The sequence below is a fragment of the Streptomyces sp. VRA16 Mangrove soil genome (genome assembly GCF_017377775.1).
In the GTDB taxonomy this organism is placed as follows: domain Bacteria; phylum Actinomycetota; class Actinomycetes; order Streptomycetales; family Streptomycetaceae; genus Streptomyces.
The window spans coordinates 466,056-492,142 of record NZ_JAFVLN010000006.1 but is presented as its reverse complement, the minus strand read 5'-3'; the positions used below and the strand labels follow the sequence as shown (position 1 = coordinate 492,142).

The 26,087-nt window shown below is 73.3% G+C and carries 25 protein-coding genes and 1 pseudogene; 11 read left to right on the top strand and 15 right to left on the bottom strand.

What is annotated here, in order from left to right:
- Window positions 1–74: 74 nt before the first annotated feature.
- From J3486_RS19800 to J3486_RS19755, 10 genes are all read left to right on the top strand, one after another.
- Entirely contained in the window at window positions 75–1,154 is a 1,080-nt protein-coding gene (locus tag J3486_RS19800) for a LacI family DNA-binding transcriptional regulator (RefSeq protein WP_207821878.1), read from the top strand.
- A gap of 19 nt (window positions 1,155–1,173) precedes the next feature.
- The gene (locus J3486_RS19795; protein WP_207821876.1) at window positions 1,174–2,142 is read left to right on the top strand and encodes a carbohydrate ABC transporter permease; all 969 of its coding nucleotides are present in this window, start codon (window positions 1,174–1,176) and stop codon (window positions 2,140–2,142) included.
- Window positions 2,139–2,981: a carbohydrate ABC transporter permease gene (locus J3486_RS19790; RefSeq protein ID WP_207821873.1), complete on the top strand. Its 843-nt coding sequence runs from the start codon at window positions 2,139–2,141 to the stop codon at window positions 2,979–2,981. Before J3486_RS19795 ends, J3486_RS19790 begins: the two co-directional genes overlap by 4 nt.
- Window positions 2,981–4,276: an ABC transporter substrate-binding protein gene (locus tag J3486_RS19785; RefSeq protein ID WP_207821871.1), complete on the top strand. Its 1,296-nt coding sequence runs from the start codon at window positions 2,981–2,983 to the stop codon at window positions 4,274–4,276. The genes J3486_RS19790 and J3486_RS19785 overlap by 1 nt, the downstream gene beginning before the upstream one ends.
- A gap of 39 nt (window positions 4,277–4,315) precedes the next feature.
- A complete protein-coding gene (locus J3486_RS19780; RefSeq protein WP_229378223.1) occupies window positions 4,316–5,398 on the top strand; it encodes an ADP-ribosylglycohydrolase family protein in 1,083 nt (360 codons plus the stop codon).
- A 197-nt stretch (window positions 5,399–5,595) separates the two neighbouring features.
- Window positions 5,596–6,750 carry an ADP-ribosylglycohydrolase family protein gene (locus tag J3486_RS19775; protein ID WP_207821870.1) on the top strand — a complete coding sequence of 385 codons (1,155 nt, stop codon included), beginning with the start codon at window positions 5,596–5,598 and terminating at the stop codon, window positions 6,748–6,750.
- On the top strand, window positions 6,747–7,895 hold the full coding sequence (locus J3486_RS19770) for an ADP-ribosylglycohydrolase family protein (RefSeq protein ID WP_207821868.1): 1,149 nt from the start codon (window positions 6,747–6,749) through the stop codon (window positions 7,893–7,895). The genes J3486_RS19775 and J3486_RS19770 overlap by 4 nt, the downstream gene beginning before the upstream one ends.
- Complete coding sequence (locus tag J3486_RS19765; RefSeq protein ID WP_207821866.1) at window positions 7,895–9,256, top strand: ADP-ribosylglycohydrolase family protein; 1,362 nt, start codon at window positions 7,895–7,897, stop codon at window positions 9,254–9,256. The genes J3486_RS19770 and J3486_RS19765 overlap by 1 nt, the downstream gene beginning before the upstream one ends.
- Window positions 9,253–10,458 carry a CaiB/BaiF CoA-transferase family protein gene (locus J3486_RS19760; RefSeq protein ID WP_207821864.1) on the top strand — a complete coding sequence of 402 codons (1,206 nt, stop codon included), beginning with the start codon at window positions 9,253–9,255 and terminating at the stop codon, window positions 10,456–10,458. Before J3486_RS19765 ends, J3486_RS19760 begins: the two co-directional genes overlap by 4 nt.
- Window positions 10,455–11,276: a CoA ester lyase gene (locus tag J3486_RS19755; RefSeq protein ID WP_207821862.1), complete on the top strand. Its 822-nt coding sequence runs from the start codon at window positions 10,455–10,457 to the stop codon at window positions 11,274–11,276. The genes J3486_RS19760 and J3486_RS19755 overlap by 4 nt, the downstream gene beginning before the upstream one ends.
- A gap of 308 nt (window positions 11,277–11,584) precedes the next feature.
- On the opposite strand, the pseudogene lgt reads toward J3486_RS19755, so the two are convergent.
- The 11 genes and pseudogenes from lgt to hisI all read right to left on the bottom strand — a co-directional run.
- Window positions 11,585–12,404: pseudogene (lgt, locus tag J3486_RS19750) on the bottom strand (prolipoprotein diacylglyceryl transferase); the annotation flags it as partial.
- A gap of 69 nt (window positions 12,405–12,473) precedes the next feature.
- Window positions 12,474–13,247 (bottom strand): thioredoxin domain-containing protein, encoded by a 774-nt coding sequence (locus tag J3486_RS19745; RefSeq protein ID WP_207821857.1) that lies wholly within the window; start codon window positions 13,245–13,247, stop codon window positions 12,474–12,476.
- Between the two features lie 79 nt (window positions 13,248–13,326).
- Complete coding sequence (gene trpA, locus J3486_RS19740) at window positions 13,327–14,142, bottom strand: tryptophan synthase subunit alpha (protein ID WP_207821855.1); 816 nt, start codon at window positions 14,140–14,142, stop codon at window positions 13,327–13,329.
- Window positions 14,139–15,386: a tryptophan synthase subunit beta gene (trpB, locus tag J3486_RS19735; RefSeq protein WP_207821853.1), complete on the bottom strand. Its 1,248-nt coding sequence runs from the start codon at window positions 15,384–15,386 to the stop codon at window positions 14,139–14,141. The genes trpA and trpB overlap by 4 nt, the downstream gene beginning before the upstream one ends.
- A gap of 132 nt (window positions 15,387–15,518) precedes the next feature.
- Window positions 15,519–15,665 (bottom strand): tryptophan biosynthesis modulator TrpM, encoded by a 147-nt coding sequence (gene trpM, locus J3486_RS45230; protein ID WP_374194748.1) that lies wholly within the window; start codon window positions 15,663–15,665, stop codon window positions 15,519–15,521.
- An 8-nt stretch (window positions 15,666–15,673) separates the two neighbouring features.
- Window positions 15,674–16,480: an indole-3-glycerol phosphate synthase TrpC gene (gene trpC, locus J3486_RS19730; protein ID WP_207821851.1), complete on the bottom strand. Its 807-nt coding sequence runs from the start codon at window positions 16,478–16,480 to the stop codon at window positions 15,674–15,676.
- 124 nt (window positions 16,481–16,604) lie between these two features.
- Window positions 16,605–17,033, bottom strand: a complete 429-nt coding sequence (locus J3486_RS19725) for a DUF2752 domain-containing protein (RefSeq protein ID WP_207821850.1) — start codon at window positions 17,031–17,033, stop codon at window positions 16,605–16,607.
- Between the two features lie 147 nt (window positions 17,034–17,180).
- On the bottom strand, window positions 17,181–17,414 hold the full coding sequence (locus J3486_RS19720) for an HGxxPAAW family protein (RefSeq protein ID WP_207821848.1): 234 nt from the start codon (window positions 17,412–17,414) through the stop codon (window positions 17,181–17,183).
- Window positions 17,415–17,517: 103 nt separating this feature from the next.
- The gene (locus J3486_RS19715; protein WP_207821846.1) at window positions 17,518–18,165 is read right to left on the bottom strand and encodes a TIGR02234 family membrane protein; all 648 of its coding nucleotides are present in this window, start codon (window positions 18,163–18,165) and stop codon (window positions 17,518–17,520) included.
- 54 nt (window positions 18,166–18,219) lie between these two features.
- Window positions 18,220–19,707: an anthranilate synthase component I gene (locus J3486_RS19710; protein ID WP_207821844.1), complete on the bottom strand. Its 1,488-nt coding sequence runs from the start codon at window positions 19,705–19,707 to the stop codon at window positions 18,220–18,222.
- Between the two features lie 11 nt (window positions 19,708–19,718).
- Complete coding sequence (gene hisI, locus J3486_RS19705) at window positions 19,719–20,084, bottom strand: phosphoribosyl-AMP cyclohydrolase (protein WP_207821842.1); 366 nt, start codon at window positions 20,082–20,084, stop codon at window positions 19,719–19,721.
- 83 nt (window positions 20,085–20,167) lie between these two features.
- Between hisI and J3486_RS19700 the strand changes: the two genes are divergently transcribed.
- Complete coding sequence (locus J3486_RS19700; RefSeq protein WP_207821840.1) at window positions 20,168–20,803, top strand: TIGR03085 family metal-binding protein; 636 nt, start codon at window positions 20,168–20,170, stop codon at window positions 20,801–20,803.
- Here the strand turns inward: J3486_RS19700 and J3486_RS19695 are convergent.
- From J3486_RS19695 to J3486_RS44980, 4 genes are all read right to left on the bottom strand, one after another.
- Window positions 20,775–22,103, bottom strand: coding sequence for an MFS transporter (locus tag J3486_RS19695; protein ID WP_207821838.1), 1,329 nt, complete (start codon window positions 22,101–22,103; stop codon window positions 20,775–20,777). The two genes, J3486_RS19700 and J3486_RS19695, sit on opposite strands and share 29 nt — an antisense overlap.
- Window positions 22,104–22,108: 5 nt before the next feature.
- Window positions 22,109–22,684 (bottom strand): transcriptional regulator, encoded by a 576-nt coding sequence (locus tag J3486_RS19690; RefSeq protein ID WP_207821836.1) that lies wholly within the window; start codon window positions 22,682–22,684, stop codon window positions 22,109–22,111.
- 110 nt (window positions 22,685–22,794) lie between these two features.
- Window positions 22,795–23,994 carry a CdaR family transcriptional regulator gene (locus J3486_RS19685; protein ID WP_207821834.1) on the bottom strand — a complete coding sequence of 400 codons (1,200 nt, stop codon included), beginning with the start codon at window positions 23,992–23,994 and terminating at the stop codon, window positions 22,795–22,797.
- Window positions 23,995–24,114: 120 nt separating this feature from the next.
- Window positions 24,115–26,076, bottom strand: a complete 1,962-nt coding sequence (locus tag J3486_RS44980; protein ID WP_207821832.1) for a helix-turn-helix transcriptional regulator — start codon at window positions 26,074–26,076, stop codon at window positions 24,115–24,117.
- Window positions 26,077–26,087: the final 11 nt, after the last annotated feature.

The following is a 26,087-nucleotide window of genomic DNA, read 5'->3' as shown; positions in this document are numbered from 1 at the left end:
ACATCTGTAAACGTTTCCAGCTACGGGAAACGTTTACAGGGGCCGGAAGTTCTCGGACGTATGGGGGTAAAGAGATGGGCACGGGTACCAGCACGGGCCAGCCGACGATCGTCTCCATCGCGGAGCGCGCCGGGGTCTCCATCGCCTCCGTCTCGCGCGTCCTGAACGGCGTGGGGGCCCGCCGCGACACCGTCGTCAAGGTCGAGCGCGCCGCCGCCGAGCTGGGCTACGTGCCCAACGCGGTGGCCCGCTCCCTCAAGGGCGGCCGCACCCGCCAGCTCACCTTCGCGATGCCCGACATCGGCAACCCGGTGTACGTGGCGATGGTCCGCGCCATCCAGTCCGTCGCCAAGGCCGCCGGGTACCGCCTCCTGCTGCACTCCACGGACGCCGTCGTCGACGACGAGCTCGCGGTGCTGCGCAGCCTCGGCGACCGCACCAGCGACGGCCTCATCATCTGCCCCATCCGCATCACGGACGCCCACATCGAGGCGCTGCGCACGGCGGCGGGCCCGGTCGTGGTCATAGGTTCGCTGCCCGACGGGGTGCCGGTGGACAGTGTGCGGGCCGACTCCGTCGCGGGCGCCGCCCTCGCCGTGCGCCATCTGCACGAGACGGGCCGCCGCCGCATCGCCTTCGTCAACGGCCCGGCGGACACGGTCCCCGGTGCCAACCGCGACGAGGGCTACCGCGCCGCCCTGGCCGACTGCGGCCTCGTATACGACCCCGCGCTCGTCGTGCACACGGACTTCGGCATCGAGTCGGGCGCCGATGCCACCGAGGGCCTCCTCGAGCGGGCCCGCCCCGACGCCGTCTTCTGCGCCAACGACCAGCTCGCGCTCGGCGCCGCCCGCGCCCTGCACGCCCGGGGCCTGCGGATACCCGAGGACGTCGCCGTCGCCGGGATGGACGACAGCATGCTCGCGCAGGCCGGCTGGCCCCCGCTGACCAGCGTCGACCTGGGCTCCACCGCCCGCGGCAGGGAAGCCGCCGAACTCCTCCTCAAGCGCCTGTCCGCACCCGTCGGCCCCGCCGGCCCCGCCGACCCCGCGAACGCCGCCGAAGCCGCCGAGAACTCCACCCCCCGCACCACCACCGCCCCGCCCCGCCTCGTCGTCCGTGCCTCCACCGGCCGGGCGGCGCCCGACAGTTGAGAGTCACGAGGTTCGTGCCATGAGTCTCACCGCCTCCCGGGACAGTGCCGTCCCGGGCAGCCGCGGCACACCGCCGCCCCGCACCCCGGCCCAGCGCAAGCGCGCGCTCGGCCTGGACCGGGGCGCGTGGTTCCTGCTGCTTCCCGCGCTGATCCCGATCCTGATACTCAGCGTGGGCCCGCTCCTGTACGGCGTCTCGCTCGCCTTCACGGACTCCCAGGCGGGCCGCACCACCGCCACGCAGTTCGTCGGCCTGGACAACTTCCTGGACCTGCGCCACGACTCGCTGTTCTGGGAGTCGTTCCGCATCGGCCTGGTCTGGGCGGTGTGCGTGACGGCGCTGCAGTTCGTGCTCGGCCTCGGCCTGGCCCTGCTGCTCAACCAGAACCTGCGCTTCCGCTGGCTGGCCCGGACCCTCGCCCTGGTCCCGTGGGCGATGCCCGAGGTGGTCGTCGGCATCATGTGGCGGCTCGTGTACCACTCGGACGCGGGCGTCCTGAACAAGACGCTGACCCAGCTCGGCCTGATCCACGAGAACATCGACTGGCTCTCGGACCTGTCCTACGCGCTCCCGGCCGTCATCGTGGTCGGCGTCTGGGCGGGCATGCCGCAGACGACGGTGGTGCTCCTCGCCGGTCTGCAGAACGTGCCGCACGAGCTGCGCGAGGCCGCGCAGCTGGACGGCGCGGGCCTGTGGCGCCGCTTCACCGCGGTGACCTGGCCCGCGCTGCGGCCGGTGGTCCTGTCCATCACCGCGCTCAACTTCATCTGGAACTTCAATTCCTTCGGCCTGGTGTACGTCCTGACGCAGGGCGGCCCCGGCGGTCAGACCCGCCTGCCGATGCTCTTCGCGTACGAAGAGGCCTTCAAGTACGGCCAGTTCGGCTACGCGGCGGCGATGGGCCTGGTCATGGTCGCGGTGATCGCGGTGCTCCTGACGGTGTTCCTGCGCAAGAAGCTGAAGGAAGACGTGGAGGACACGGCATGAGCACTCCCTTCCCGCGCGCGGCAGGCCGAGCCGGTCAGTACGTGGCCCTGCTCTGCTACATGGTCTTCCTCGCCTTCCCCTTCCTCTGGCTGCTCTCCACGTCCTTCAAGTCCCCGCAGGAGCTGGGCTCGATCGACCCGACGTGGATCCCGCAGCACCCGAGCCTCGACAACTACCGTGCCGCCTTCGACGCGCAGCCGCTGCTCCACTCGGCGCTCAACAGCCTGATCGTCGCGGTCTGCGCCTCGGTGGTCTCGGTCGCGATCGCGGTCCCGGCGGCGTACGTGATGGTCAGGTACCGGACGCGGGTGAGCCAGGCGGGCACGGTCTGGATCCTGGTCAGCCAGATGTTCCCGTTCGTCCTGGTGATCATCCCGCTGTTCCTGGTGCTGAAGAACCTGCACCTGATCGACAGCCTCTTCGGCCTGATCCTCGTGTACGTCGTGTGGAACCTGCCCTTCTCGCTCTGGATGCTCCAGGGGTACGTGAAGTCGGTGCCGACCTCGCTGGAGGAGGCGGCGGCCATGGACGGCGCGAGCCGCGGGCGCACGCTCGTCAGCGTGGTCCTGCCGCTGCTCGCCCCCGGTCTGGTGGCCACGCTGATGTTCAGCTTCGTGACGGCCTGGAACGAGTTCTTCTTCGCCCTCGTGCTCCTCAAGTCCCCGGAGAACCAGACGATGTCGGTCATCCTCACCCGCTTCCTGGGCGCCGAGGGCGTCGCGGACCTCGGCCCGTTGGCCGCCGCGTCGGTCCTGGCCACCATCCCCAGCCTCGTCTTCTTCGCGCTGCTCCAGCGGCGGCTCGTGGGCGGCATGCTCAGCGGGGCGGTGAAGGGCTGATGCGCAGGCGCACCTTCCTCGCCGCCGCCCTCGCGGGCCTGTCGGCCACGGCCGTCGCGGGCTGCGGCGGCCCGGACTCCGACGCCGCGGGCGGCCGGATCACCCTCGAATTCCTCAGTCTGGCCTGGCAGAAGGAGTCGGTCGACGCCAACAAGGCGCTCGTCGCGCAGTGGAACGACACCCACGACGACGTCAAGGTCACGTATGTCCAGGGCAGTTGGGACAACATCCACGACCAGCTCCTCACCTCCTTCGAGGGCGGCGAGGCGCCGGACATCTTCCACGACGACGCCTCGGACCTCACCGACTTCGCGAACGGCGGCTACCTGGCGGACCTGACCCCGTACCTCCCGCGGTCGCTGCGCACGGACATCCCGAAGGCGTCCTGGGAGACGACGACGTACGACGGGAAGATCTACGGCGTCCCGTTCCTCCAGGAGCCGCGCGTCCTCATCGCGAACTCGAAGCTCCTCGACGAGTCCGGCGTGCGGGTCCCGACGGCCCAACACCCCTGGACCTGGGACGAGTTCGAGGAGATCTGCAAGAAGCTGACGCACGGCGGGAACAGGTACGGCGTGGCCTGGTCGATGAAGGAGCCGGTCAGCCAGTCCGTGAACCTGTCGCTCTCCACGGACGGCAAGATCTTCTACAAGGACGCGGACGGCAGGAACGAGATCCGGTACGACGCCGCCGACTCGGCGATCGCCCGGCTGATCAACCGCCAGGTCGACCAGGACCGCACCGCGCCCAAGTCCGGCCTGGGCATGTCGGGTTCGGACACGCTGCCCGGCTTCTTCGCGGGCCGCTACGCGATGCTGCCGCTCAACTTCTCGTACCGCCAGCAGGTCCAGCAGCAGGCCCCGAAGGGCTTCGCGTGGGAGGTCCTGCCGCTGCCGTCCGGGGCCGGGGGCCTGGCCCAGGGCACGGCGCCGCAGACCCTCTCGGTCTCCGAGGACAGCCGGCACAAGAAGGAGGCGACGGAGTTCATCGCCTTCCTCACCCAGGCCCGGCACCAGGTCCGGCTGGCCCGCGGCGACTGGCTGTTGCCCACCAGCACCGAGGCGCTCAAGGACCCGTCGCTCACCACGGCGAAGTACGGCTGGCGGACGGGAGCCGACATAGCCGCGTCGCTGCGCCCCTCCCCCGTCCTCGGGGTGCGCGGCTACGCGGAGTGGAAGGACAAGATCGCCACCCCCGCCTACCAGGAGTACTACAACGGCGGAATCGGCATCGACGAGCTCCGCAAGCGCCTGGCGACCGACGGCAACCGCATCCTCGACCGCTACCAGCGCTGACCCCCGAGGGCCCGCCCGCCCTCTCGCACAACCCCAGAAATGAGCACGAACACCATGAGCGTCAGCGTCGACCCGGAACCATCGGCCCGCAGGCTGCGCACGGTCCCGCAGCCCCCTCCCCCGGCCGCGATCTCGCCGCGCGACCGGGCCCGCGGCGCGCTCCTCGGGCTCGCCGTCGGGGACGCGCTCGGCGCGCCCGCCGAGAACATGAAGCCGTCCCAGATCCGTGAACGCTGGGGCCGTATCGAGGGGTTCGTGTCGGAGAACCCGGCCGGCACGGACGACACCGAGTACGCGATCTTCTCCGGCCTGCTGCTCGCCGAGCACGGCACGGGCCTGACGGTCGGGCACGTCGAGCGGGCCTGGCACACCTGGATCGCGGACCGCGACGAGGGCCCGTTCAAGGGGGCGGGCTTCAGCGAGCGCGGCACCCTGGAGAACCTGCGCCGGGGCCTCGCCGCACCCATCTCCGCCCAGCACCGGCACGCGTGGAGCGACGGCCTCGCCATGCGGGCCGCGCCCTTCGGGGTGTACGCGGCCGGGCGCCCCGCCGAAGCGGCCCGGCTGGTCTCGATCGACGGCACGGTGTCGCACGACGGCGAGGGCATCCACGGCGGCCGGGCGGTGGCGGCGGGCGTGGCCGCGGCGATGGTCAGCCACAACCCCGACGCCGTGGTCCAAGCGGCCCTTTCGGTCGTCCCCGAGGACTCCTGGACGGCGCGCTCCCTGCACCGCGCGGTGACGGCGGCGCGCCGGGCCCGCCGCGATCCCGACGGCACCCAGCTCTCCATGGAGCGCGCGGTCCGCAAGGCGGTCGTCATCGGCGGCTACCCCTGGACGGACCTGGCCCCGGAGGCGGTCGGCCTGGCGTTCGGCGCGTTCGCGGTGGCCCGCGGCGACTTCCGCGAGTCGGTCCTGACGGCGGTCAACATGGGCCGCGACGCGGACACGACGGCGGCCGTGGCCGGCGCCCTGGCAGGCGCCCTGCGCGGTGAGTCCGCGATCCCGGAGCCCTGGGCGACGGCGATCGGCCCGGTACGAGGCAGCTGCCTGCCGTCGATGACGGGCCGTCACATCCTGGACGTGGCGGACCAGTTGACGCCACGAGGGGAGGCGGCGTGAGCGCCCCCGAAGGGGCGCGGGGCAGCGTCGATCAGCGGCTCCGCCGTGGAGCGCGACCAGCCACACCCCACCCGCACCGGACAACGAACCCCGAAGGGGCTCCGGGGGCGAAGCCCCCGGGGACGGGAAGGGGCGGCGGGGGTGACCCCCACCCCGCGCACCCCCAGCCACCCGCAGACGAGAAAGGCCACCCCCCGATGACAACAGCCCGCATCGAGGGCCTGCTCCTCGGCATCGCCGCCGGAGACGCGGCCGGCTGGCCGTCGGGCCGCCACCGCGCGGCCCGCCTCCCCGACTGGACCCGCCGTCTCACCCGCGAACTCGACACGTTCGCCGAGCAGAACGCGACCACCACCCTCCCCGTCCCGATCGCCCTGAACCAGCCCCCGGAACCCCTGCGCCTCGGCCCCTCCGACGACGCCGAGTGGGCCGCGTTCACCGCCCACGCCGTCCTGGCGGCCCACGAGGAAGGGCTCGGCGACCTCCCGCCCGACCACCGCGTACGCTCCGCCCTCGCCCTCGCCTGGAACACCCTGGCGGACGAGATCGCGGCGGCGGCCGCGCGCGCCGACGAGATCGAGTCGGCGCAGATCCCGCTGCGCGCCCGTATCTCGGTGCGCGCGGGCCTCGGCAACCTCGCGGCGGGGCTGCGCCCGCCCGCCACCGGGCACGACAACCCGCACTACTTCGACGACGCGGCCTGCGTCCGTGCCGCGGTCCTGGCCGTGGTCCACCCGGGCGAGCCCGAACGGGCCGCGGATCTCGCCGAGTTCGACGCCCGCTACACCCAGGACGGCGACGGTGTGCACGGCGCCCGCGCGATGGCGGCGGCCGTGGCCGCGGCGCTCGGCGGCGCCCCGGTCGACGCCTGCGTGGACGCGGCGCTCGCCCAGCTCCCCGAGGGCACCGAGATCCATCGCAACGCGCACAGGGCGGTGGAGCTCGGCCGCGCCACGGCCGCCGCCCGCCCGGGCCTGCCCGGCAACGCGTTCGCGCTCGTCCCCGTCCTGGAGCACGAGATCGTCGACCACGTCTACAGCTACGGCATCGCGGCGGCGGAGACGGTCCCGGTCGCCCTGGCCGTGGCGACGGCAGCAGCAGGCGCGGTCACCGAGGCGGTCCCCACTGCCGCCTGTCTCTCCCGCGTCGCGGACTCCGCGCCCGCCCTGGCCGGCGCCCTCACCGGCGCGCTCGGCGGCGCCGACGCCCTCCCCGACACCTGGCGCGACGCCTGCCGCACACTCGCGGGCTGCGCCCTGCCCAGCCTCGCCGGCACCGACCTCATCGCCCTCGCCGGGCGACTCGCCCACGCCTCCCCGCACTCGCCCGCCCCGGAAGGAACCTCAGCATGACCACCGTTTCCCTGGAAGACCGCACCACCGGCGCCCTGGTCGGCGCGGCCGTGGGCGACGCGCTCGGCGGCCCCGTCGAGGGCTGGACCCCGGAGGCCATCGCGGAGCGGCACAACGGCCGGGTGCGCGGCATCGTCGAGCCGTTCTACAAGGACGACTGGAAGACGGCCCGCCCGATCGCCCCGTACCACAAGGGCGACGGACACGTCACCGACGACACCCTGATGACGCACGCGCTGGTCCGCGTGTACGAGAAGGTCCGCGACCACCTCGACGCGTACGCGGTCGCCGACCACCTGGTCCCCGACCTCATCACAACTCCCCGCTGGATCCCGGAACTCGAGGCGGAGGCCCTGCCCCTCCAGCGCATCTTCCTCGCCGAGAAGTGGATCGTCGCGCGCATCCACTACGGGCACGTGGACCCCCGCGAGGCGGGCGTCGGCAACATCGTGAACTGCGGCGCCGCGATGTACATGGCCCCGGTCGGCGCGGTCAACGCCGGCGACCCCCGCTCCGCGTACAACGAGGCCCTCGACGTGGCGGGCGCCCACCAGAGCTCGTACGGCCGCGAGGCGGCGGGCGTGTTCGCGGCAGCCGTAGCGGCCGCGTACAAGCCGGACGCGACGCCCGAGTCGGTCGTCGAGGACGTCCTGAAGCTCGCGAAGGACGGCACGAAGTCGGCGATCGAAGCGGTCTGCGACGTGGCCGCCCGATACGACGACTTCGAGGACGCCCTCAAGCCGCTGCGCGAGGCGGTCGCCCCCTTCGACACGGTCGGCCCCGAGTACCGCAAGCCGTCCCTCGGCGCCCGCCGCCCCTCCCGGCTGCACGCCATCGAGGAACTCCCCGTCGCACTCGGCATGCTGCTCGTCGGCCGCGGCGACTTCCGGCACACCGTGCTCGGCTCGGTCAACTACGGCCGCGACTGCGACTCGATCGCCACGATGAGCGGCGCGATCGTCGGCGCGCTGTACGGGGAGCAGGCCGTGCCCAAGGAGTGGAGCTCGGAGATCGCGCGGGCCAGCAAGCTGGACCTGCACACCCCGGCGGCGTCCCTCGCGCAGGTCACGCGCGAGGTGCACGGCCGCGACCTGGAGCGCCGCCGCGCCCACGAGGCGGCGTTCGCGACGATCGCGGGTCTGTGATGCTGCGTCTGACCTGGGTACAGCCCGAGGACCTGATCGGCCACGAACTGCGGCAGGCCGCACAGGACGGCCGCGACGCCTCCGCGATCCAGGCGCGCTGGGTCGCGGCGGGCGGCCATCTGGCCCCGGACCGCGCGGGCGCGTCCGCCACCCCGGCGACGCCCGACCTCCGGGGGCTGGCCGAGGAGTTGCTGGACGAGCTCGCGGCCCAGCCGTCCCCGCTCTCCGCCGCGGAACCGGCGACGTACCGGGCCGTCGGGACCGCCGCGGCATCCCCGCACGGGGCCCCGGCGTCCGACCTGCCCCGGCTGCACGCGGCCTGGCTCGGCCGGGCGATCGGCTGTCTGCTCGGCAAGCCGGTGGAGAAGCTCCCGCTGACCGGCATCAGGGCCATCGCCCGCTCCACCGGCAACTGGCCCCTGACGACGTGGTTCACGGAGCGGGGCCTGGACCCGGAGATCGCGAGCGCGTACCCGTGGAACCGCCGCTCCCGGCCCACCTCGCTCGCCGAGAACATCGACGGGATGCCGGAGGACGACGACCTCAACTACCCGCTGCTCGGACTGCTGCTGCTCCAGCGGTACGGCCACGACTTCAGCACGCAGGACGTGGCCCGGCTGTGGCTGGACGAACTCCCGGCCGGGCGCACCTTCACCGCCGAGCGCGTCGCCTACCGCAATCTCCTCGCGGGCCTGGAGCCGCCGCTCACGGCGACGTACCGCAATCCGTTCCGTGAGTGGATCGGCGCTCAGATCAGGGCGGACATCTTCGGCTGGACGAACCCCGGCGACCCGGCCCGCGCGGCCGAACTCGCTCACAGGGACGCCGCGTTGACGCACACCGCCAACGGTGTCTACGGCGAGATGTTCGTCGCGGCGGCGATCGCCCACGCGGCGGGCCCCGTCCCCACCACGATCCACGCGACCCTGCGCGCCGCCCTCGCCCACGTCCCGCCGGACTCCCGCTACGCGCGGGCGGTACGGCTCGGCATCGAGACGGCGGCCGCCGAGCCCACCGGGACCCCCGAGGGATTCGAGCAGGTGGTGGACGTGCTGCACCACCACTACCGCGACCACCACTGGGTGCACGTGCTGCCCAACGCCGCACTGCTCGCCGCCGCCCTCACCCACGCCGACGGCGACTTCGCGGGCTCCATCTGCCGTGCGGTGAGCGGCGGCTGGGACACCGACTCCAACGGCGCGACGGCCGGTTCGATCGCGGGCCTGCTGGCCGGGCACCCGGACGCGCTGCCCGCGTCCTGGTCCGCCCCGCTGAAGAACCGCCTCGCCACCACGGTCGGCGGCTTCGACGGCATCGGCTTCGACGAACTGGCCCGGCTCACTCTGGAGGCCCGCGCATGACCACCGACACCCCGTCGCAGGGCCCGCTGAGCGGACTCCGCGTCCTCGACCTCGCGACCCTCTTCGCCGGCCCGATCTGCGCGACGATGCTCGGCGACTTCGGCGCCGAGGTCATCAAGATCGAGCACCCGCGCAAGCCGGACCCGTCCCGCGGCCACGGCCCGTCGAAGGACGGCGTCGGCCTGTGGTGGAAGACACTGGGCCGCAACAAGAAGAACCTCACCCTCGACCTGTCCTCCCCCGGCGGCCGCGAGATCCTCCTCAAGCTCGCCGCCGAGTCGGACGTGATCATCGAGAACTTCCGCCCGGGCACCCTGGAGAAGTGGCACCTCGGCTGGGACGAGCTGAGCGCCGCCAACCCGCGCCTGGTCCTGGCCCGCGTCACCGGCTTCGGCCAGTTCGGCCCGTACGCGCGCCGCCCCGGATTCGGCACGCTCGCCGAGGCGATGAGCGGCTTCGCGGCGATCACCGGCCAGCCGGACGGACCGCCGACCCTGCCCCCGTTCGGCCTCGCCGACTCCATCGCCGCGCTCGCCACCTCGTACGCGGTCATGGCCGCCCTGCGCGGCCGGGACACCACGGGCCACGGCCAGGTCATCGACATGGCGATCATCGAGCCGATGCTGGCGATCCTCGGCCCGCAGGCCACCTGGTACGACCAGCTCGGCTACGTCCAGCCGCGCACCGGCAACCGCTCGACGAACAACGCGCCGCGCAACACCTACCGCACCAGCGACGGCACGTGGGTCGCGGTCTCCACGTCCGCACAGTCGATCGCCGAGCGCGTGATGCACCTCGTGGGGCGCCCGGAGTTCATCGACGAGGAGTGGTTCGCGACCGGTTCGGGGCGCGCCGCGCACGCCGACGAGCTCGACGCGGCGGTCGGCGGCTGGATCGCGGGCCACACCCGCGACGAGGTGGTCACCGCCTTCGAGAAGGCGGAGGCGGCCATCGCCCCGATCTACGACATCCGCGACGTCATGGCCGACGAGCAGTACCGGGCCCTCGGCTCGGTCACCGAACTGCCCGACCCCGACCTCGGCACGGTGAAGATGCAGAACGTGCTCTTCCGGCTCTCCGAGACCCCGGGCGGCATCAGGTGGACGGGCCGTGCGCACGGCGCGGACACCGACGAGATCCTGACCGGCCTCGGCCTCTCGGAGGCGGAGGTCACGTCCCTGCGGGAAGCTGGTGCAGTATGACCGGTGTGTACCTTACGTGGCTGTACGTTCCCGGAGACCGTCCCGACGTGGTCGCCAAGGCGCTGGGCTCCGGCGCCGATGTGGTCCTGGTCGACCTGGAGGACGCGGTCGCTCCCGACCGCAAGGCGTACGCGCTCGACGCCACCGCCGAGCTGCTCGCCGACCGGCACGACGTGCCGGTGCACGTCCGCGTCAACGCGCTGGACGGCCCGCTCGCCGAGCGCGAGGTGCGCCGCCTCGCCCCGCTCCCCGGTCTGGACGCGCTGCGGCTGCCGAAGGTGAACGGCCCGGCGGACCTGGACCGCGTCGCCGACTGGGCGGTCGAAGTCCCGCCCCTGTACGCCCTCCTGGAGTCGGCCATCGGCGTCGAGCATGCCTACGGCATCGCCTCCCACCCGGCGGTGCGGGGCATCGCGCTCGGCGAGGCCGACCTCCGCGCCGACCTCGGTGTCAGTGACGCGGCGGGCCTGGCCTGGGTGCGCGGCCGGGCGGTCGTCGCCGCCCGCGCGGCCCGGCTGCCGCCGCCGCCCCAGTCCGTCTACCCGGACATCCGGGACACGCAGGGCCTGGCCCGCTCCTGCGCCGAGGGCCGCGCGCTCGGCTTCCTGGGCCGCACGGCGATCCATCCGCGCCAGCTCCCGGTCATCGCGGAGGCGTTCCGGCCGACGGACGCGGAGGTGGCGGCGGCCCGCGACATCGTCACGGCGGCGGCCACCGAGGCGGGGGCGCTGGCGCTCGCGGACGGCCGGTTCGTGGACGCCGCGGTGGTGGCCGCGGCCCGGCGGACGCTCGCCCTCGCGGGGGCCGCCCCCGCATAGGGGCCCGGGCCCGACGCCAGAGGGCGCCGAACCGTCAGCGGTTCGGCGCCCTCTTCGGCGTACGGGCGAAGGACGTCAGCCCTTCTTGCCCCCGGCCTTCTCCTTCTCGGAGTCGGCCTCGGACACGGAGTCCTCGGCGGGCTCGCTCTTCTTCAGGTCCACCGAATCCTTGTCGCCGGAGTCCTTGTCGCCGGAGTCCTTGCCGTCGGAGTCCTTGCCGTCGGAGTCCTTGCCGTCGGAGTCCTTGTCCTCGGTCTCCTTGCCTTCGGCGTCCTTCGCCGTGCCGTCCGCACCGTCGGCGGACTCCTCGGCGGCGCCGGGCTCGACGATCTCCTCACGGCCCGGCCGCGCCTTCGCCGACACCACGATGTAGACCACGGCGAGCAGGAAGACGAGGATCGCCGTCCAGTCGTTCAGGCGCAGGCCCAGGATGTGGTGGGCGTCGTCGACGCGCATCCACTCGATCCAGAACCGGCCCACGCAGTACGAGGCGACGTACAGCGCGAACGCCCGCCCGTGGCCCAGCTTGAACCTGCGGTCGGCCCAGATCACGAGCAGCGCGACGCCGATGCACCACAGCGACTCGTACAGGAACGTCGGGTGGTAGGTGCCCGGCACCCGGCCGTCCGTGTCGGAGGTGATCTTCAGTGCCCACGGCACATCGGTCGGCTTTCCGTAGAGCTCCTGGTTGAACCAGTTGCCCCAGCGGCCGCAGGCCTGGGCGAGCGCGATACCGGGTGCGATGGCGTCGGCGTACGCGGGCAGCGGGATGCCGCGGCGACGGCAGCCGATCCAGGCACCGACCGCGCCGAGCGCGATCGCGCCCCAGATACCGAGGCCGCCCTCCCAGATCTTGAAGGCGTCCACCCAGTCACGGCCCTCGCTGAAGTACAGCTCGTAGTCCGTGATGACGTGGTAGAGCCGCCCGCCGACCAGGCCGAACGGCACCGCCCAGACAGCGATGTCGGCGACCGTGCCGGCCCGCCCGCCGCGGGCGATCCAGCGCCTGTTGCCGAGCCAGACGGCCACGAAGACGCCGATGATGATGCAGAACGCGTAGCCGCGCAGCGGGATCGGTCCGAGGTAGACGACCCCGCGCGACGGGCTGGGAATGTAGGCAAGTTCCATGGCAGGACCGACGCTACCGTGCCGGGCCGCACCGCTGTCGGGCAGCCCGGCTACGGCTCCATAACGGCCTTACTTGGCCGCGGCCTCCACCTGCTGCTTCAGCTTGTCCGGCGTCAGCGTGTTCAGATCGAGGGTCGTGCCGTCGAGGATCACCGTCGGCGTGCCGGAGAGCTTGTCGTCCTGGAACTTCTTGTAGCTCTTCTGCACCCAGCTGTCGTGCTTGCCGTCGTTCACACAGGACTTGAAGGTGTCCGTGACCAGGCCGTCGACCGTGCCCGCCAGCTCGATCAGCTTGCTGTTCTTCGCGAACGCGTCGTCGGACTCCTCCGGCTGGTTCTCGTACAGCACGTCGTGGTAATCACGGAACTTCCCGGCGTCCTGGGCGCACGCCGCCGCGTTCCCCGCGCGCAGGGAGCCCGTGCCGCCCATGTTCGAGTCGATCAGCGTGACCAGGTGGTACTGGATCTTCAGCGTGCCGGCGTCGACCAGCTCGTGCAGCGTCGAGCGGTAGTTGGTCTCGAAGGACTGGCACGCCGGGCAGCGGAAGTCCTCCCAGATCGTGAGCGTCGGCTTGGCGGTGTCCTTGCCGACAGGGATGGCGAGCTTGTCGTCGCCGACCGCCCCCTGCGGTGCGACGACCGGGCCCGACGACGTGTCACTGGAGCTGTCGCCGCCCGAATTCGCCGCGACGACTCCGATGACGGCGGCCAGACCCAGCACACAGACCACCGCCGCGCCCACGATCAACGTGCGACGCCGCTTCTCCGCGGCCTTCTGCTTCTCGCGCTCCGCGGCCAGTCGCTCGCGGGCGGCGCGCTTTCCCTCACGGTTCTTCTCACTCACACCGGCGCCAACGAAGCGGGAAGGCACCAGCGTGCCTCCCCGCCCCGAATTACACCCATAAGGGTTAAGTAACTCTGTGTTACCCCTGGCGCTTCACTCCGGCGGCGAGCTCACCGGCGAGGGCGCGTACGCCGTCGAGTCCGGCCGCCTCGTCCTCGGCGTCCAGCATCCGCTTCACGAACGCCGAACCGACGATGACACCGTCGGCGAAGGAGGCGACCTCCTTGGCCTGGACGGCGTTGGAGACGCCGAGGCCCACGCAGACCGGCAGGTCGGTGGTGGCCTTGGTGCGCTCGACGAGCTCCTTGGCCTCGTTGCCGACGGACTCGCGGGTGCCGGTGACGCCCATCAGGGACGCGGCGTAGACGAAGCCCGAACCGGCCGCCGTGATGGTGGCCAGGCGCTCGTCCTTGCTGCTCGGCGCGACGACGAAGATGGTCGCGAGACCGTTCTTCTCGGCGTGCGCCCTCCACTCGGCGGACTCCTGCACGGGCAGGTCGGGCAGGATGCAGCCCGCGCCGCCGGCCTCGGCGAGCTCGGTGGTGAACCGCTCGACGCCGTAGATGTAGATCGGGTTCCAGTACGTCATGACGAGCACCGGCTTGCCGGTGGCCTCGAACGCCTCGCGCACGGTGCGCATGACGTCCTTGATCTTCAGGCCGCCGCGCAGCGCGATGTCGTCGGCGGTCTGGATGACCGGGCCGTCGAGGACCGGGTCGGAGTGCGGCAGGCCGACCTCGACCACGTCGGCGCCGCCGTCGAAGACGGCCTTGATCGCCTCGATGCCGCCGTCGACGGTCGGGAAGCCGGCCGGCAGGTAGGCGATGAGCGCGGCGCGGCCCTCGGCCTTGGCGCCGGCGAGAGTGTCGGACAGCAGTTGCAGATTCCCGCTCACTTGGAGTCCCCCTCGCTGGAAGCGTCGTACAGGCCGAAGTAACGGGCCGCCGTGTCCATGTCCTTGTCGCCACGGCCGGACAGGTTGACGATGATCAGCCCGTCCTTGCCGAGTTCCTTGCCGACGTCGAGGGCGCCCGCGAGGGCGTGCGCCGACTCGATGGCCGGGATGATGCCCTCGGTCTGCGACAGCAGGCGCAGCGCCTGCATGGCCGCGTCGTCGGTGACCGCGCGGTACTCGCCGCGGCCACTGTCCTTCAGGTACGCGTGCTCGGGGCCGATGCCCGGGTAGTCCAGGCCCGCCGAGATCGAGTAGGGCTCGGTGATCTGGCCCTCGTCGTCCTGGAGGACGTAACTGCGCGAACCGTGCAGGATGCCGGGCTCGCCCGCGGACAGGGTCGCCGCGTGCTCGCCGGTCTCGATGCCGTGCCCGGCCGGCTCGCAGCCGATGAGGCGGACGTCGGCGTCCGGGATGAACGCGTGGAACAGGCCGATGGCGTTGGAGCCGCCGCCGACGCAGGCGATCGCGGCGTCGGGCAGCCGGCCCGCGCGCTCCAGGATCTGGCGGCGGGCCTCGACGCCGATGACGCGGTGGAAGTCGCGGACCATCGCGGGGAACGGGTGCGGGCCCGCGACCGTGCCGAAGAGGTAGTGGGTCTCGTCGACGTTGGCGACCCAGTCGCGGAACGCCTCGTTGATGGCGTCCTTGAGGGTGCGGCTGCCGGACTTCACGGCCTCGACCTCGGCGCCCAGCATGCGCATCCGGGCCACGTTCAGGGCCTGGCGCTGGGTGTCGATCTCGCCCATGTAGATCTTGCACTCGAGGCCGAGCAGGGCGCAGGCGGTCGCCGTGGCGACACCGTGCTGACCGGCGCCGGTCTCGGCGATCACCCGGGTCTTGCCCATGCGCTTGGTGAGCAGCGCCTGGCCGAGCACGTTGTTGATCTTGTGCGAGCCGGTGTGGTTCAGGTCCTCACGCTTGAGGAACATCCGGACGCCGCCGGCGTGCTCGGCGAACCGGGGCACCTCGGTGAGGGCGCTCGGGCGGCCCGTGTAGTGGACCAGGAGGTCGTCGAGCTCGCGGGCGAACTCCGGGTCGTTCTTGGCCTTGTCGTACTCGACGGCGACCTCGTCCACGGCGGCGACGAGCGCCTCCGGGATGAACTTGCCGCCGAACGCGCCGAAGTAGCCCTCGGCGCTGGGGATCTGACCCTCCGGGTCAGGAATGAAGTACTCGCTGGGCATGCGGAAACCTCACGGTGAGTTCGGGTGATGAATGATCTCCGTGGGGGCGCAGGTGGCCGGCTGCGCGCCGACCGGTCCGTGGCCGGTGGCACTGGTGCGGCGAAAGCCGCGCGTCGATACCGTCCCGCGCCCCTAGCGGGGCGCTTGCCATCGCATGCCGTTGATCTGACCCGGCTCGCTGCCGATGTGGTAGCGGACCCGGCGCCCGCGCACACGCCGCGCCGGGGCCCGGCAGCCGCGAGGGCGGCAACCGGGGGCGAGGCGGGTGGCGATGGGCATCGGTCAGCTCACCGGCCGTGCCGCAGGGCCGGGTGGGCGCCCGCGGCGACCAGGTCGGCGACAGCGGCCTTCGGGTCGCGGCCGGTGACCAGGGACTCGCCGACGAGGACCGCGTCGGCGCCCGCGTTGGCGTACGCGATCAGGTCGTGCGGGCCGCGGACACCGGACTCGGCGACCTTGACGATGTGGTCCGGGATCTCCGGGGCGACGCGCTCGAAGGTGCCGCGGTCGACCGAAAGATCCTTCAGATTACGGGTGTTGATGCCGATGATCTTGGCCCCGGCGTCCACCGCGCGCTCGACCTCCTCCTCGTCGTGCGCCTCGACGAGCGGCGTGAGGCCGATGGACTCGGCGCGCTCGATGAGGGACTCCAGGGCGGGCTGCTCCAGGGCGGCCACGATCAGCAGGGCGAGGTCGGCGCCGTACGCGCGGGCCTCCCACAGCTGGTACGAGGTGACGATGAAGTCCTTGCGCAGGACCGGGATGTCGACCTTGGCGCGGACCGCCTCCAGGTCGGCGAGCGAGCCGCCGAAGCGGCGCTGCTCGGTGAGGACCGAGATGACGGCGGCGCCACCGGCCTCGTAGTCGGCGGCGAGACCCGCCGGGTCGGCGATCGCGGCCAGCGCGCCCTTGGAGGGGCTGGACCGCTTGACCTCGCAGATGACCTTGACGCCGTCGCCGCGCAGGGCCGCGACCCCGTCCTTGGCGGGGGGAGCCTTCGCCACGCGCTCCTTGAGCTCGTCGAGGCTGACGCGCGCCTGCCGTTCCGCGAGGTCGGCACGGACACCGTCGATGATCTCGTCGAGCACACTCACGCGAGCGGACTCCCTTCTGACAGTTCACTGGGCAATCTGCCGGTCACAGTGATGGTATCCGGAGGATGGCTGAGGCTCCGCATCCGGTTGACGCGGGTCCCAGTACCTGGACAGTTGCGAATGATCAAGGCTGGAGGAAGCCACCGAAAGGCAGGTTCCGGACAACGGTGAAGACGAGCACCACCGCACCGAGCGCCCACAGGTGTGTCCGACCGAGCCGGAGGCCGGGTGGCCTGCCGCGGGCCGAGCGCACCGTCCACACGGTCCAGCCGACCGCGAAGAGGGCGTAGCCGACGACCGCGAGGGCGTTGGCGCCGAGCGCCGTCGCGAGATCCCCGTGCACGAGCGCGTGCGCACCGCGCAGTCCGCCGCAGCCCGGACAGTAGATCCCGGCGACCTGGAGCAGCGGACAGGCCGGGTAGTGGCCCGGCTGGTTCGGGTCGACCGTGCCGACGTACGCGAAGGCCGCGGCGACCCCGCCGAGCAGGCCCAGCGGGACGGCGACGCGACGCAGCAGGGTCGCGGGAACGGTTTCGGTCGTCTGGACGGTCACGCGTGAATTCTGCCCCGGAGGTCTGTACTCCGCCTCCTGGAAACCTCCGGCGCATCCATACCGGACGTTCCCGTGCGAACGGCGCGAGGGGCGGCCGGCGACCGTGTCGCCGAACCGCCCCTCGCCGTACGGCTTCGCGTACGAGGATCAGGCCTCCGAGACGGAGGTGTTCAGCTTCAGCTCCGCGCGGCGGGGCTTGCCGAGACCGGCCAGGTGCATCGCGCCGCCGACGACCGCGGCCAGGGCGAGCAGGGCCATGCCGGCCCAGAAGCCGACGACGCTGCCCATCACCATGAAGGCGCCCGCGACACAGAAACCGATGAAGGCGATGATGACACCGGTCCAGGCGGCCGGGGTGTGTCCGTGGCTCATGTCCGCCATGGCTTGCTCCTCGTTGCGTTTCGCTCGCTGCCGAAACAGCGCGTTGGCATGAAAATAGTTACGGTTCATTGTCCCGCACCGGGGTGAGTGCCCGGCACCGGGGTCAGGCGCCGGTCGGGTCCTCGCCGCGGTCGAGCGCCTTCCACAGGTCCTCGGGACGGTCCGGGTCGACGGCCTTCTGCTTGCGGGGCCGGGGCGCGCCCGAGCGTTCGTAGCGTCCGCCCATCGAGGGCCAGGCCGCGCCGTAGATCACGGCGAGGATCCCGGCGATCAGGATCAGGGCGCCGCCGCCCGCCGCGACGTAGGGCCAGGCGGTGTGGCTGAGGGTGTCGATGGTGGCCGCGGCGTCGCCGGACGCCTGCGCGGCCTTCTCGTCCAGGGCGGAGCTGTCGTCCGCGCCGAGCACGGCGGCGGCCACGGCGCCCGCGCCGGAGAGCGCGAGCAGCGCCGAGACCAGGAGGCGGCCCGCCTTGCGGACGGCGAACACGGCGACGAGCGCGGCGAGCCCGACGACGGCCAGGGCGGCGGGGACGCCCGTGACGTCGCTGCCCCTGGCGGTGAGCGGCAGGTCGCCGCCCGCGACGGAGGCGACGCCGGAGCACCACTCCTGCCGGGAGGCCAGCAGGGCGACAGCGGCGCCCGCGGCCCCCAGGAGCAGCGCGATGCCGAGGCTGCGCCGCCCGCTCTTGGCGGGGCGGCCGGACTCGGCGGCTTCGGTACGGGGGTGCGGTACGGCAGTCACGTACTCCACTATCACCCCTCTGTACAGGTACACGGGCCCCGGGGGCACGAGGCGTGCGTCACGTCACACGGAGTGCGCGCCGAGCCGGTTCGCGGTGTGCACCGCGCGCAGCACCGCCGCCGCCTTGTTCCGGCACTCGGTGTCCTCCGCGACGGGGTCGGAGTCGGCGACGACGCCGGCGCCCGCCTGCACGTACGCCGTGCCGTCGCGCAGCAGCGCGGTGCGGATCGCGATGGCGGTGTCGGAGTCGCCCGCGAAGTCGAGGTAGCCGACGCAGCCGCCGTACAGGCCGCGCCGCGACGGCTCCAGCTCGTCGATGATCTGCATCGCGCGCGGCTTGGGGGCGCCGGAGAGGGTGCCGGCCGGGAAGCAGGCGGTGAGCACGTCGAAGGCGGTGCGGTCCGCGGCGACCGTGCCGGTCACGGTGGAGACGATGTGCATGACGTGCGAGTACCGCTCGATCGACATGAAGTCGACGACCTCGACGGAGCCCGGTTCGCAGACCCGGCCCAGGTCGTTGCGGCCGAGGTCGACGAGCATCAGGTGCTCGGCGCGCTCCTTGGGATCGGCGAGCAGTTCGTCGGCAAGTGCCTGGTCCGCTTGGGGAGTTGCGCCGCGCGGCCGGGTCCCGGCGATGGGGTGGACCATGGCCCGCCCGTCCTCGACCTTGACGAGCGCCTCGGGGGACGAGCCGACGACGTCGAATCCGTCGAAGCGGAACAGGTACATGTACGGGGACGGGTTGGTCGCCCGCAGCACGCGGTAGACGTCCAACGCGCTTGCCGTGCACGGGGTTTCGAAGCGCTGCGAGGGGACGACCTGGAAGGCTTCGCCGGCCCTGATCCGCTCCTTGATGTCCTCGACGGCGTCCTGGTACTGCTCGCCGCCCCACAGCGCGGTGAACTCCGGGAGCTCGGACGGCGGGAGTGCGGCGGGGGCCGAGTCGACCGGCTCGGCGAGGTCGGCCTCCATCGCGTCGAGCCGGGCGACGGCGTCCGCGTACGCCTCGTCGACGCCCGTGTCGAGGTCGTTGTGGTTGATCGCGTTGGCGATCAGCAGGACCGAGCCGTCCCAGTGGTCGAGGACGGCGAGGTCGCTGGTGAGCAGCATCGTCAGCTCGGGCAGCTTCAGATCGTCGCGCTCGCCGGGGCCGATCTTCTCCAGGCGGCGCACGATGTCGTAGCCGAGGTAGCCGACCATGCCGCCGGTGAACGGCGGCAGGCCCTCGTAGCGCGGGGTGTGCAGCGTCTCGACGGTGGCGCGCAGGGCGGCGAGCGGGTCGCCGTCGACGGGGACGCCGACCGGGGCGGTGCCCAGCCAGTGGGCCTGCCCGTCGCGCTCGGTGAGGGTGCCGGTGGACCGCACGCCCACGAACGAATACCGGGACCAGGAGCGGCCGTTCTCCGCGGACTCCAGGAGGAACGTGCCGGGCCGCTCGGCGGCGAGCTTGCGGTACAGGCCCACGGGGGTGTCACCGTCCGCGAGCAGCTTGCGGCTGACGGGGATCACTCGGCGGTCGGTCGCCAGCTTGCGGAAGGTCTCGAGATCCATGGCGGCAGACCTTACTTCGTCACGGGGAGGACGTCAGTGTCGAAGCAGGTGCGGGTGCCGGTGTGGCAGGCGGCGCCGACCTGGTCGACCTGGACGAGCACGGTGTCGGCGTCGCAGTCCAGCGCGACGGACTTCACGTACTGGAAGTGGCCGGAGGTGTCGCCCTTGACCCAGTACTCCTGGCGGCTGCGCGACCAGTACGTGCAGCGTCCGGTGGTGAGGGTGCGGTGCAGTGCCTCGTCGTCCATCCAGCCGAGCATCAGCACCTCGCCGGTGTCGTACTGCTGGGCGATGGCGGGGACGAGTCCGTCGGCGCTGCGCTTGAGGCGGGCGGCGACGGCCGGGTCGAGGTTGCTGGCGGGGGGCTCGCTGGTCATACGTGCCATTGTGCCGCGCCACACCCGTCGCATCGGTACGCGTCCACTGTCCGGACGAGGACGGCCGGTCGTAGGCTGGCGCCATGTCGACCCATGCCAAGCGTGAACGACTCCTTCTGGCGGACCTTCTGGAGGCGGCGGGCCCCGAGGCCCCCACTCTGTGCGAGGGCTGGACCGCCCGCGATCTCGCGGCCCACGTGGTGGTGCGCGAGCGGCGCCCCGACGCGGCGGGCGGGATTCTCATCAAGCAGCTCCAGTCACGGCTCGACCGGGTGCAGGCGGAGTTCGCGGAGAAGCCGTACGAGGAGCTCATCCAGCTGATCCGCACCGGCCCGCCGCGCTTCTCGCCGTTCTCCCTCAAACAGGTCGACGAGGCGTCGAACGCGGTGGAGTTCTTCGTCCACGCCGAGGACGTGCGGCGCGCGCAGCCCGACTGGTCGCCGCGCGAGCTCGACCCGGTCTTCTCCGACGTGCTGTGGTCACGCCTGGAGCGGATGGCCCGGATGATGGGCCGCAAGGCGCCCGTCGGCCTGGTGCTGCGCCGCCCGGACGGGCAGACGGCGGTGGCGCACAAGGGCACTCCGGTGGTCACGGTCACCGGCGAGCCGGCCGAGCTGCTGATGTTCGCGTTCGGCCGGCAGTCCGCGGCGGACGTGGAGCTGGAGGGCGACAAGGCGGCGGTGGAGCGGCTCAGCGAGACGAAGGAGCTGGGGCTGTAGCCCCCTGATTCTCCGTACGCGGTACGGGAGTCGAGGCCGGGGGCGCGGCCGGGGCGCGGCGCGTCCAGAGCAGCGCCCCGGCGACCAGACCCGCGACTCCCGGCAGCCAGGCCACCGCTCCCGCGGGCAGGGCGCCCGCGATCATGCCGAAGACGGCTCCGGCCAGTTGCAGGGCGAGGGACTGGACGGACAGGACCGTGGCGCGGGCGGAGCTGTCGGTGCGGCGGTGCAGGAACTCGTTGACGTTGGGTCCGGTCGCGCCGAGCCCCACGTAGACCAGCAGATAGCCGAGCGCGGCCAGGGCGGCCAGGTCCGTCGCCGCCGTGACGCAGAGCAGCAGTAGGCCGAGGACGGCGGTGCACTCCCCCGTGAGGACGGCCCGCTCGCCGCTGCCCGTGAGACGGGCGGCCAGGGGCGCGAGCCGGTTGCCGAAGGCGGTGCCGCAGAATCCGGCGCAGGACAGCGCCGCGTAGAGCACGGCGCCGCCGTCGGCGGTGCCGCTGAGGTCGGCGGCGCGGCCCGGGGTGAGCAGTTCGACGACGCCGAGCGCGCTGCCGGTGGCCGCGGCGGTCAGCACGACGCGGCGTACGAGGCCGTCGCGGGCGGTGTGCCGGATGCCGCCGGTGACGGTGGCGGGGATACCGCCGATGACCTGGCGCAGGGTGGTGGCCGGGCGCGGCGGCTCGGGCAGGGCGACGCAGACGTAGCCGACGTAGAACACGCTGATGACGGCGCCGACCAGCAGCGGCAGGGCGAGCACGGGGACGCCGACGGCGCTCTCGAAGCGGGCGCCCGGGTCGCTGCCGAGGCCGAGCAGCCAGGGGCCGAGGCCGCCGCACAGGGTGCCGATGGCGAGCGCGGCGGCACCGGCGGCGGCGCCGCGGGCGAGCCCCGTGCGCAGCTCGGCGTCCGGGCCCTCGTGGGCGTGCACGGTGTCGACGTACCAGGCCTCCGCGGGGCCGCTGTTGAGGGCGCGGGCCGTGCCCTTGAGCGCCATGGCCACGACCAGCACCCAGACCGCGGTGCCGGTCGCGATCAGGGCGAGGGCGACGACGGTGAGCACGCCGGAGGCGGCGAGGACGGCGCGGCGGCCGAGGACGTCGGAGAGCCCGCCGGTGGGCAGCTCCAGGGCGGCTGCGGTCAGTGAGTGCACGGCGAACAGGGCGGATATCGCCGCGAGCGACACCCCGCGCTCGGTCAGCAGCAGCACCTGTACGGGGATGGAGAGGCCGGTCGGCAGCCAGAACAGGAACGACACGGCGCTGTACCGACGACCTGCGGTGAGCGGAGCGAGTGTCATCGTGGTCAGCCTCTCATCGGGAACGCGTACAGGTGGACGCCGACGGTCTCGCGGCCCTGGGGGTCCGCGGCCTTGCCGCGCTCGACGTAGCGGGTGACGACGGCGTGCAACTCGGCGGTGAGTTCCTTGAGTTCGCCGGGGGTGAGCCGGGCCAGGAAGTCGGAGCTGTCGTGCGCGTCCTGCCACTCCTCGCTCCAGCCGGCGCGCTGCTCGAGAAAGCGCAGGTAGTGGTCGCGCCGCTCGTCGTACATGACGCGGGAGAGGGCGGTGTGCGCCGCGGCGCTCTCCGGGGTGTCCCGGAAGTCGGAGCTGTTGATGGTCAGCGACTCCTGCGCGGCCGTCCACCAGCGCTCCCGGCCGTCGCCGCCCTCCCGCTCGGCCTCCACGATCAGGCCGCGCTCGGCCAGCTTGCGCAGGTGGTAGCTGATCAGGGAGACGGCCGTGCCGTCGTCGAGGTCGTCCGCGAGCTGCGAGGCGGTGGCGGCGCCGCGCAGCTTCAGGGCTCCGTAGAGCTTCATGCGCAAGGGGTGGGCGAAGGCCTTGAGGGTGGCCAGGTCCTCGATGCGGCGTGACTCGGTCATGCTTCGACCTTAGATATGAAAGAAAAGTTGCGCAATAAGATTTGTGCAACTTTTCTTTCATGACCGCCGGGGCCGGACCGGCGCCGCCCGAGGGCAGGACGTCCTGGGCGTCAGGGGCGCCGCAACCGGTGGGCGCTCAGGGCGAGGCCGAGTTCCACCAGGTCGCCCGGGCGGGTCAGGCTCAGCCCCGTGAGCTGTTCGCAGCGCCGCAGCCGGTTCAGGACGGTGTTGCGGTGGCAGTAGAGGCGGGTGGCGGCGCGCTGGGCCGAGCCGTCGCAGTCCAGCCAGACCGTCAGGGTGTCGAGCAGGACGTCGCGGTCAGCGGGCGGCAGGGCGAGCAGCGGGCCGAGCACCCGGTCGGCGAGGAGGCGGCCGAGCACGGGGGTCGCGGCGACGAGCGCGGCGGGCAGATCCTCGTCGAGCAGGACCGTGCCGCCGGCCGCGGGGCAGATCCGCAGGGCGGTCCCGGCGAGGCGGCGGGCGGCGCCGATCGCGGTGAGCCCCTCGACCGCGGGGCTGATCCCGATCCGCAGCCCCGGCGTGCGGGCCGTCGACTCCCGGCAGGCGGCGGCGAGCGCGGCGCTCGTGCGGCCGGCGAGGAGGACGATGCCGCACTGCCCGTCGGGGCCCGGGTGCCACACCGCCCGCAGCCCGCCGGGCAGCACGCCCCGGCCGCCCGCGACCAGCACCACCGCGTACCTGCCCCGCTCCGGCAGCTCCAACTCGGCGGCCACATCAGGCAGTTCGGCGATCCGGGTGGAGCCGTCGAGGAGGGCGGCGACGCGCAGCCGGCGCCGGTCCTCGCGGCGCCGGGTCAGCTCGTGCTCGGCGCGCCGGTAGGCGTCGGCCACGCAGGTGCAGTGCTCGTCGACGAAGCTCCACACGTCGGCGGCGAGATGGACCAGGAGGTGGGCGTCCTCGGGGTGCCGGGCCGTCACCTCGTCGACCAGGGCCTGCCAGACCAGGGCGCCGCCGAGCCGGAAGGCGTGCAGGACGGCGTCGAGCGGCATGCCGTCGGACGCGCGGTCGGCGCCGATCCGGGCCGAGCAGGCGCGGGCGGCCGCGCGCGAGCCCGCGGGGTCGAGCAGCGAGCCGACGCTGTGCCGCAGCGAGCGCCGCACCTCCCGGCGCACTCCGGCCGGGTCGGTCTCGATCGCGGCGCGGTAGGCGGGCTCCTCGGCCGCCAGTTCGGCCGTCAGCCGGTCGGCGAGCAGGGGCAGCCGGCCGAGGAGCGGAAGCGCCGCGCGGCGCAGCACACCCACCGCGGCGGGGGTGGTGACGGGCCTGGGGCGTACGAGGTGCGCGGGCATCGGTCCTCCACGGTTCGGCTCGCGCCGGGGCGCGGCAGCCCGGCCCCGGAGCCCGCAGAATGACATACCGTCTGGTCGGTCTCCAGCCCCCAGAAGGAAACGATGTGGTGGACGGGGTGCTCAGAGGGTGGCGGCCGGCCGTTCCGCGCGGTGCACGAGCCGGGCCAGCTCGACACGGGAGCGCACACCGAGCCGGGCGAAGACATTGCGCAGATGGTGGTCGACGGTCCGCGGGCTGACCGAAAGCCGGCGGGCCACCTCGCGGTTGGTGTCACCCTCGGCGACCCAGCGGGCGATGCGCAGCTGCTGCGGCGTCAACTCCCCCAGCTCACCGGCGGGTTGGGTACCGGCCGGGGCCTCTCCGGTGGCGCGCAGCTCGGCCGCCGTCTGCGCGGCCCAGACCGCGGCGCCGCACCGCTCGAAGGCGATCAGGGCGTCGCGCAGCAGCGCACGGGCGCGGGCGGGCCTACGGGTGCGGCGCAGCCACTTGCCGTACAGGGCGGCGGTGCGGGCCCGCTCGAAGTCGCCGCCCGCGCGGTCGTGACGGTCCAGGGCCGCGCCGAACAGCTCGTCGGAGGGGTCGAACAGGGCCCTGCAGCGGGCGAGTTGGGCGGGGGCCTGCGGGTCGTACCCGCGCTCGGCCCACACCGTGAACTCGGCGACGGCCGCCCGCGCCCCGCCCGGCTCACCGGCGAGCGCCGCCGCCTCCACGAAACAGGGCACCGCGAGCATCCGTACCGCGAAGTGCCCGCGTCGCGGCCCCGGCGCGACGAGCGGGCCGAGCCTGGCCACCGCCTCGGCGGCCCGGCCGCGTGCCAGATCGGCGCGGGCGAGCGCCCACTGGGCGAGGGTCTCGGTCTGGACGAGGCCGTGCCGGGCGGCGATGTGCTGGGCGGCGTCCGCGTGGTGCGCGACGGTACCGGCGTCGGAGTCGAGGGAGGCGACGAGGGCGAGGACCGCGTGCTGACCCGCGACGAGATTGCGCTGGCCGGTGGCGCGGGCGGTGCGCAGGCCCTCCTCCGCGTGGGCCCTGGCCCGCGCGTGGCGGCCCGCGCGCAGTTCGCCGTACGCGAGCAGTTCCAGGGCGCGCGGCACGTCGGTTCCGGCGTCCCGGGCGCGGGCGGCGGCGAGCGCGCCGGCGCCGATCCGGCAGGCGGCCTCGATGTTCCCGGCGACGAGGGCCGCGGCCCCGGCCCGCAGCAGGGCCGCGGGCTCGTCCTCCGCCCGGCTCGCGGCCCGCTCGACGACCCGGGTCAGGGCGGCGCGTCCGGCCCGGAACCGTTCGCCGAGCGAGGCGGACATGCCGAGGCGGTAGTCGAGCACGGCGCCGGGTCCCGGCGGCGCGCCCCGCACCCCGACGACCTCCCGGTACCCCTGCGCGTCACCGAGCGCCCAGGCCGCCTCCGCGGCCGCGAGGCGGGCATCGAGGGCCGGGCCGGGGGCGCAGAGCGCGGCGGCCAGCAGCAGGGACTCCCGGGCGTCGGCCACCGGGCCGTCGCGCAGGGCGAGCAGTCCGTGCACCAGCGCGGCGTACCCGCGCACCGCCGAGGGCGGCGCCAACTCGCCTACGCCGTCGAGGAGTTCACGGGCCCGCGCGAACCGCCCCGCGCGCCGGAACAGCTCGGCCGCGGTGACCAGCCGCTCGGCGCGCACCGCAGGGTCCGCCGTGAGCCCGGCGGCGAGCGCGGCGGCCGTGGCCCGCTCCCCCGTGGGCGGGCCCGGCTGCCGTGCGGCGGCGGCGAGTTCGGTGCCGAGCCGCTCGTCGGGACACGGCGTCGCGAGCGCCCGGTGCAGCAGGCCCGCCACCCGCTGCCGCTCCCCCGTCGCGGCGTCGGAGAGGCACCGGTGCGCGGCCCTGCGGCGGGCGGGTGGCTCCGCCGTGTACCGGGCGCGCGGATCGGGCAGGCGCAGCCGTCCGTCCGCGGAGCGGGTCAGGCCCGCGCGCCCTGCGTCGTCCAGGGCCCGCGTGTCGAGCCCGGCCGCCGCCGCGGCCCGCAGCACGAGCCCGGCGTCGACGCCGGGGCCCTGCGGGTCGGCCTCGTACGCGGCGGCGGTCAGCAACAGCACGGCTCTCGCGGTCACTCGGGCCACGG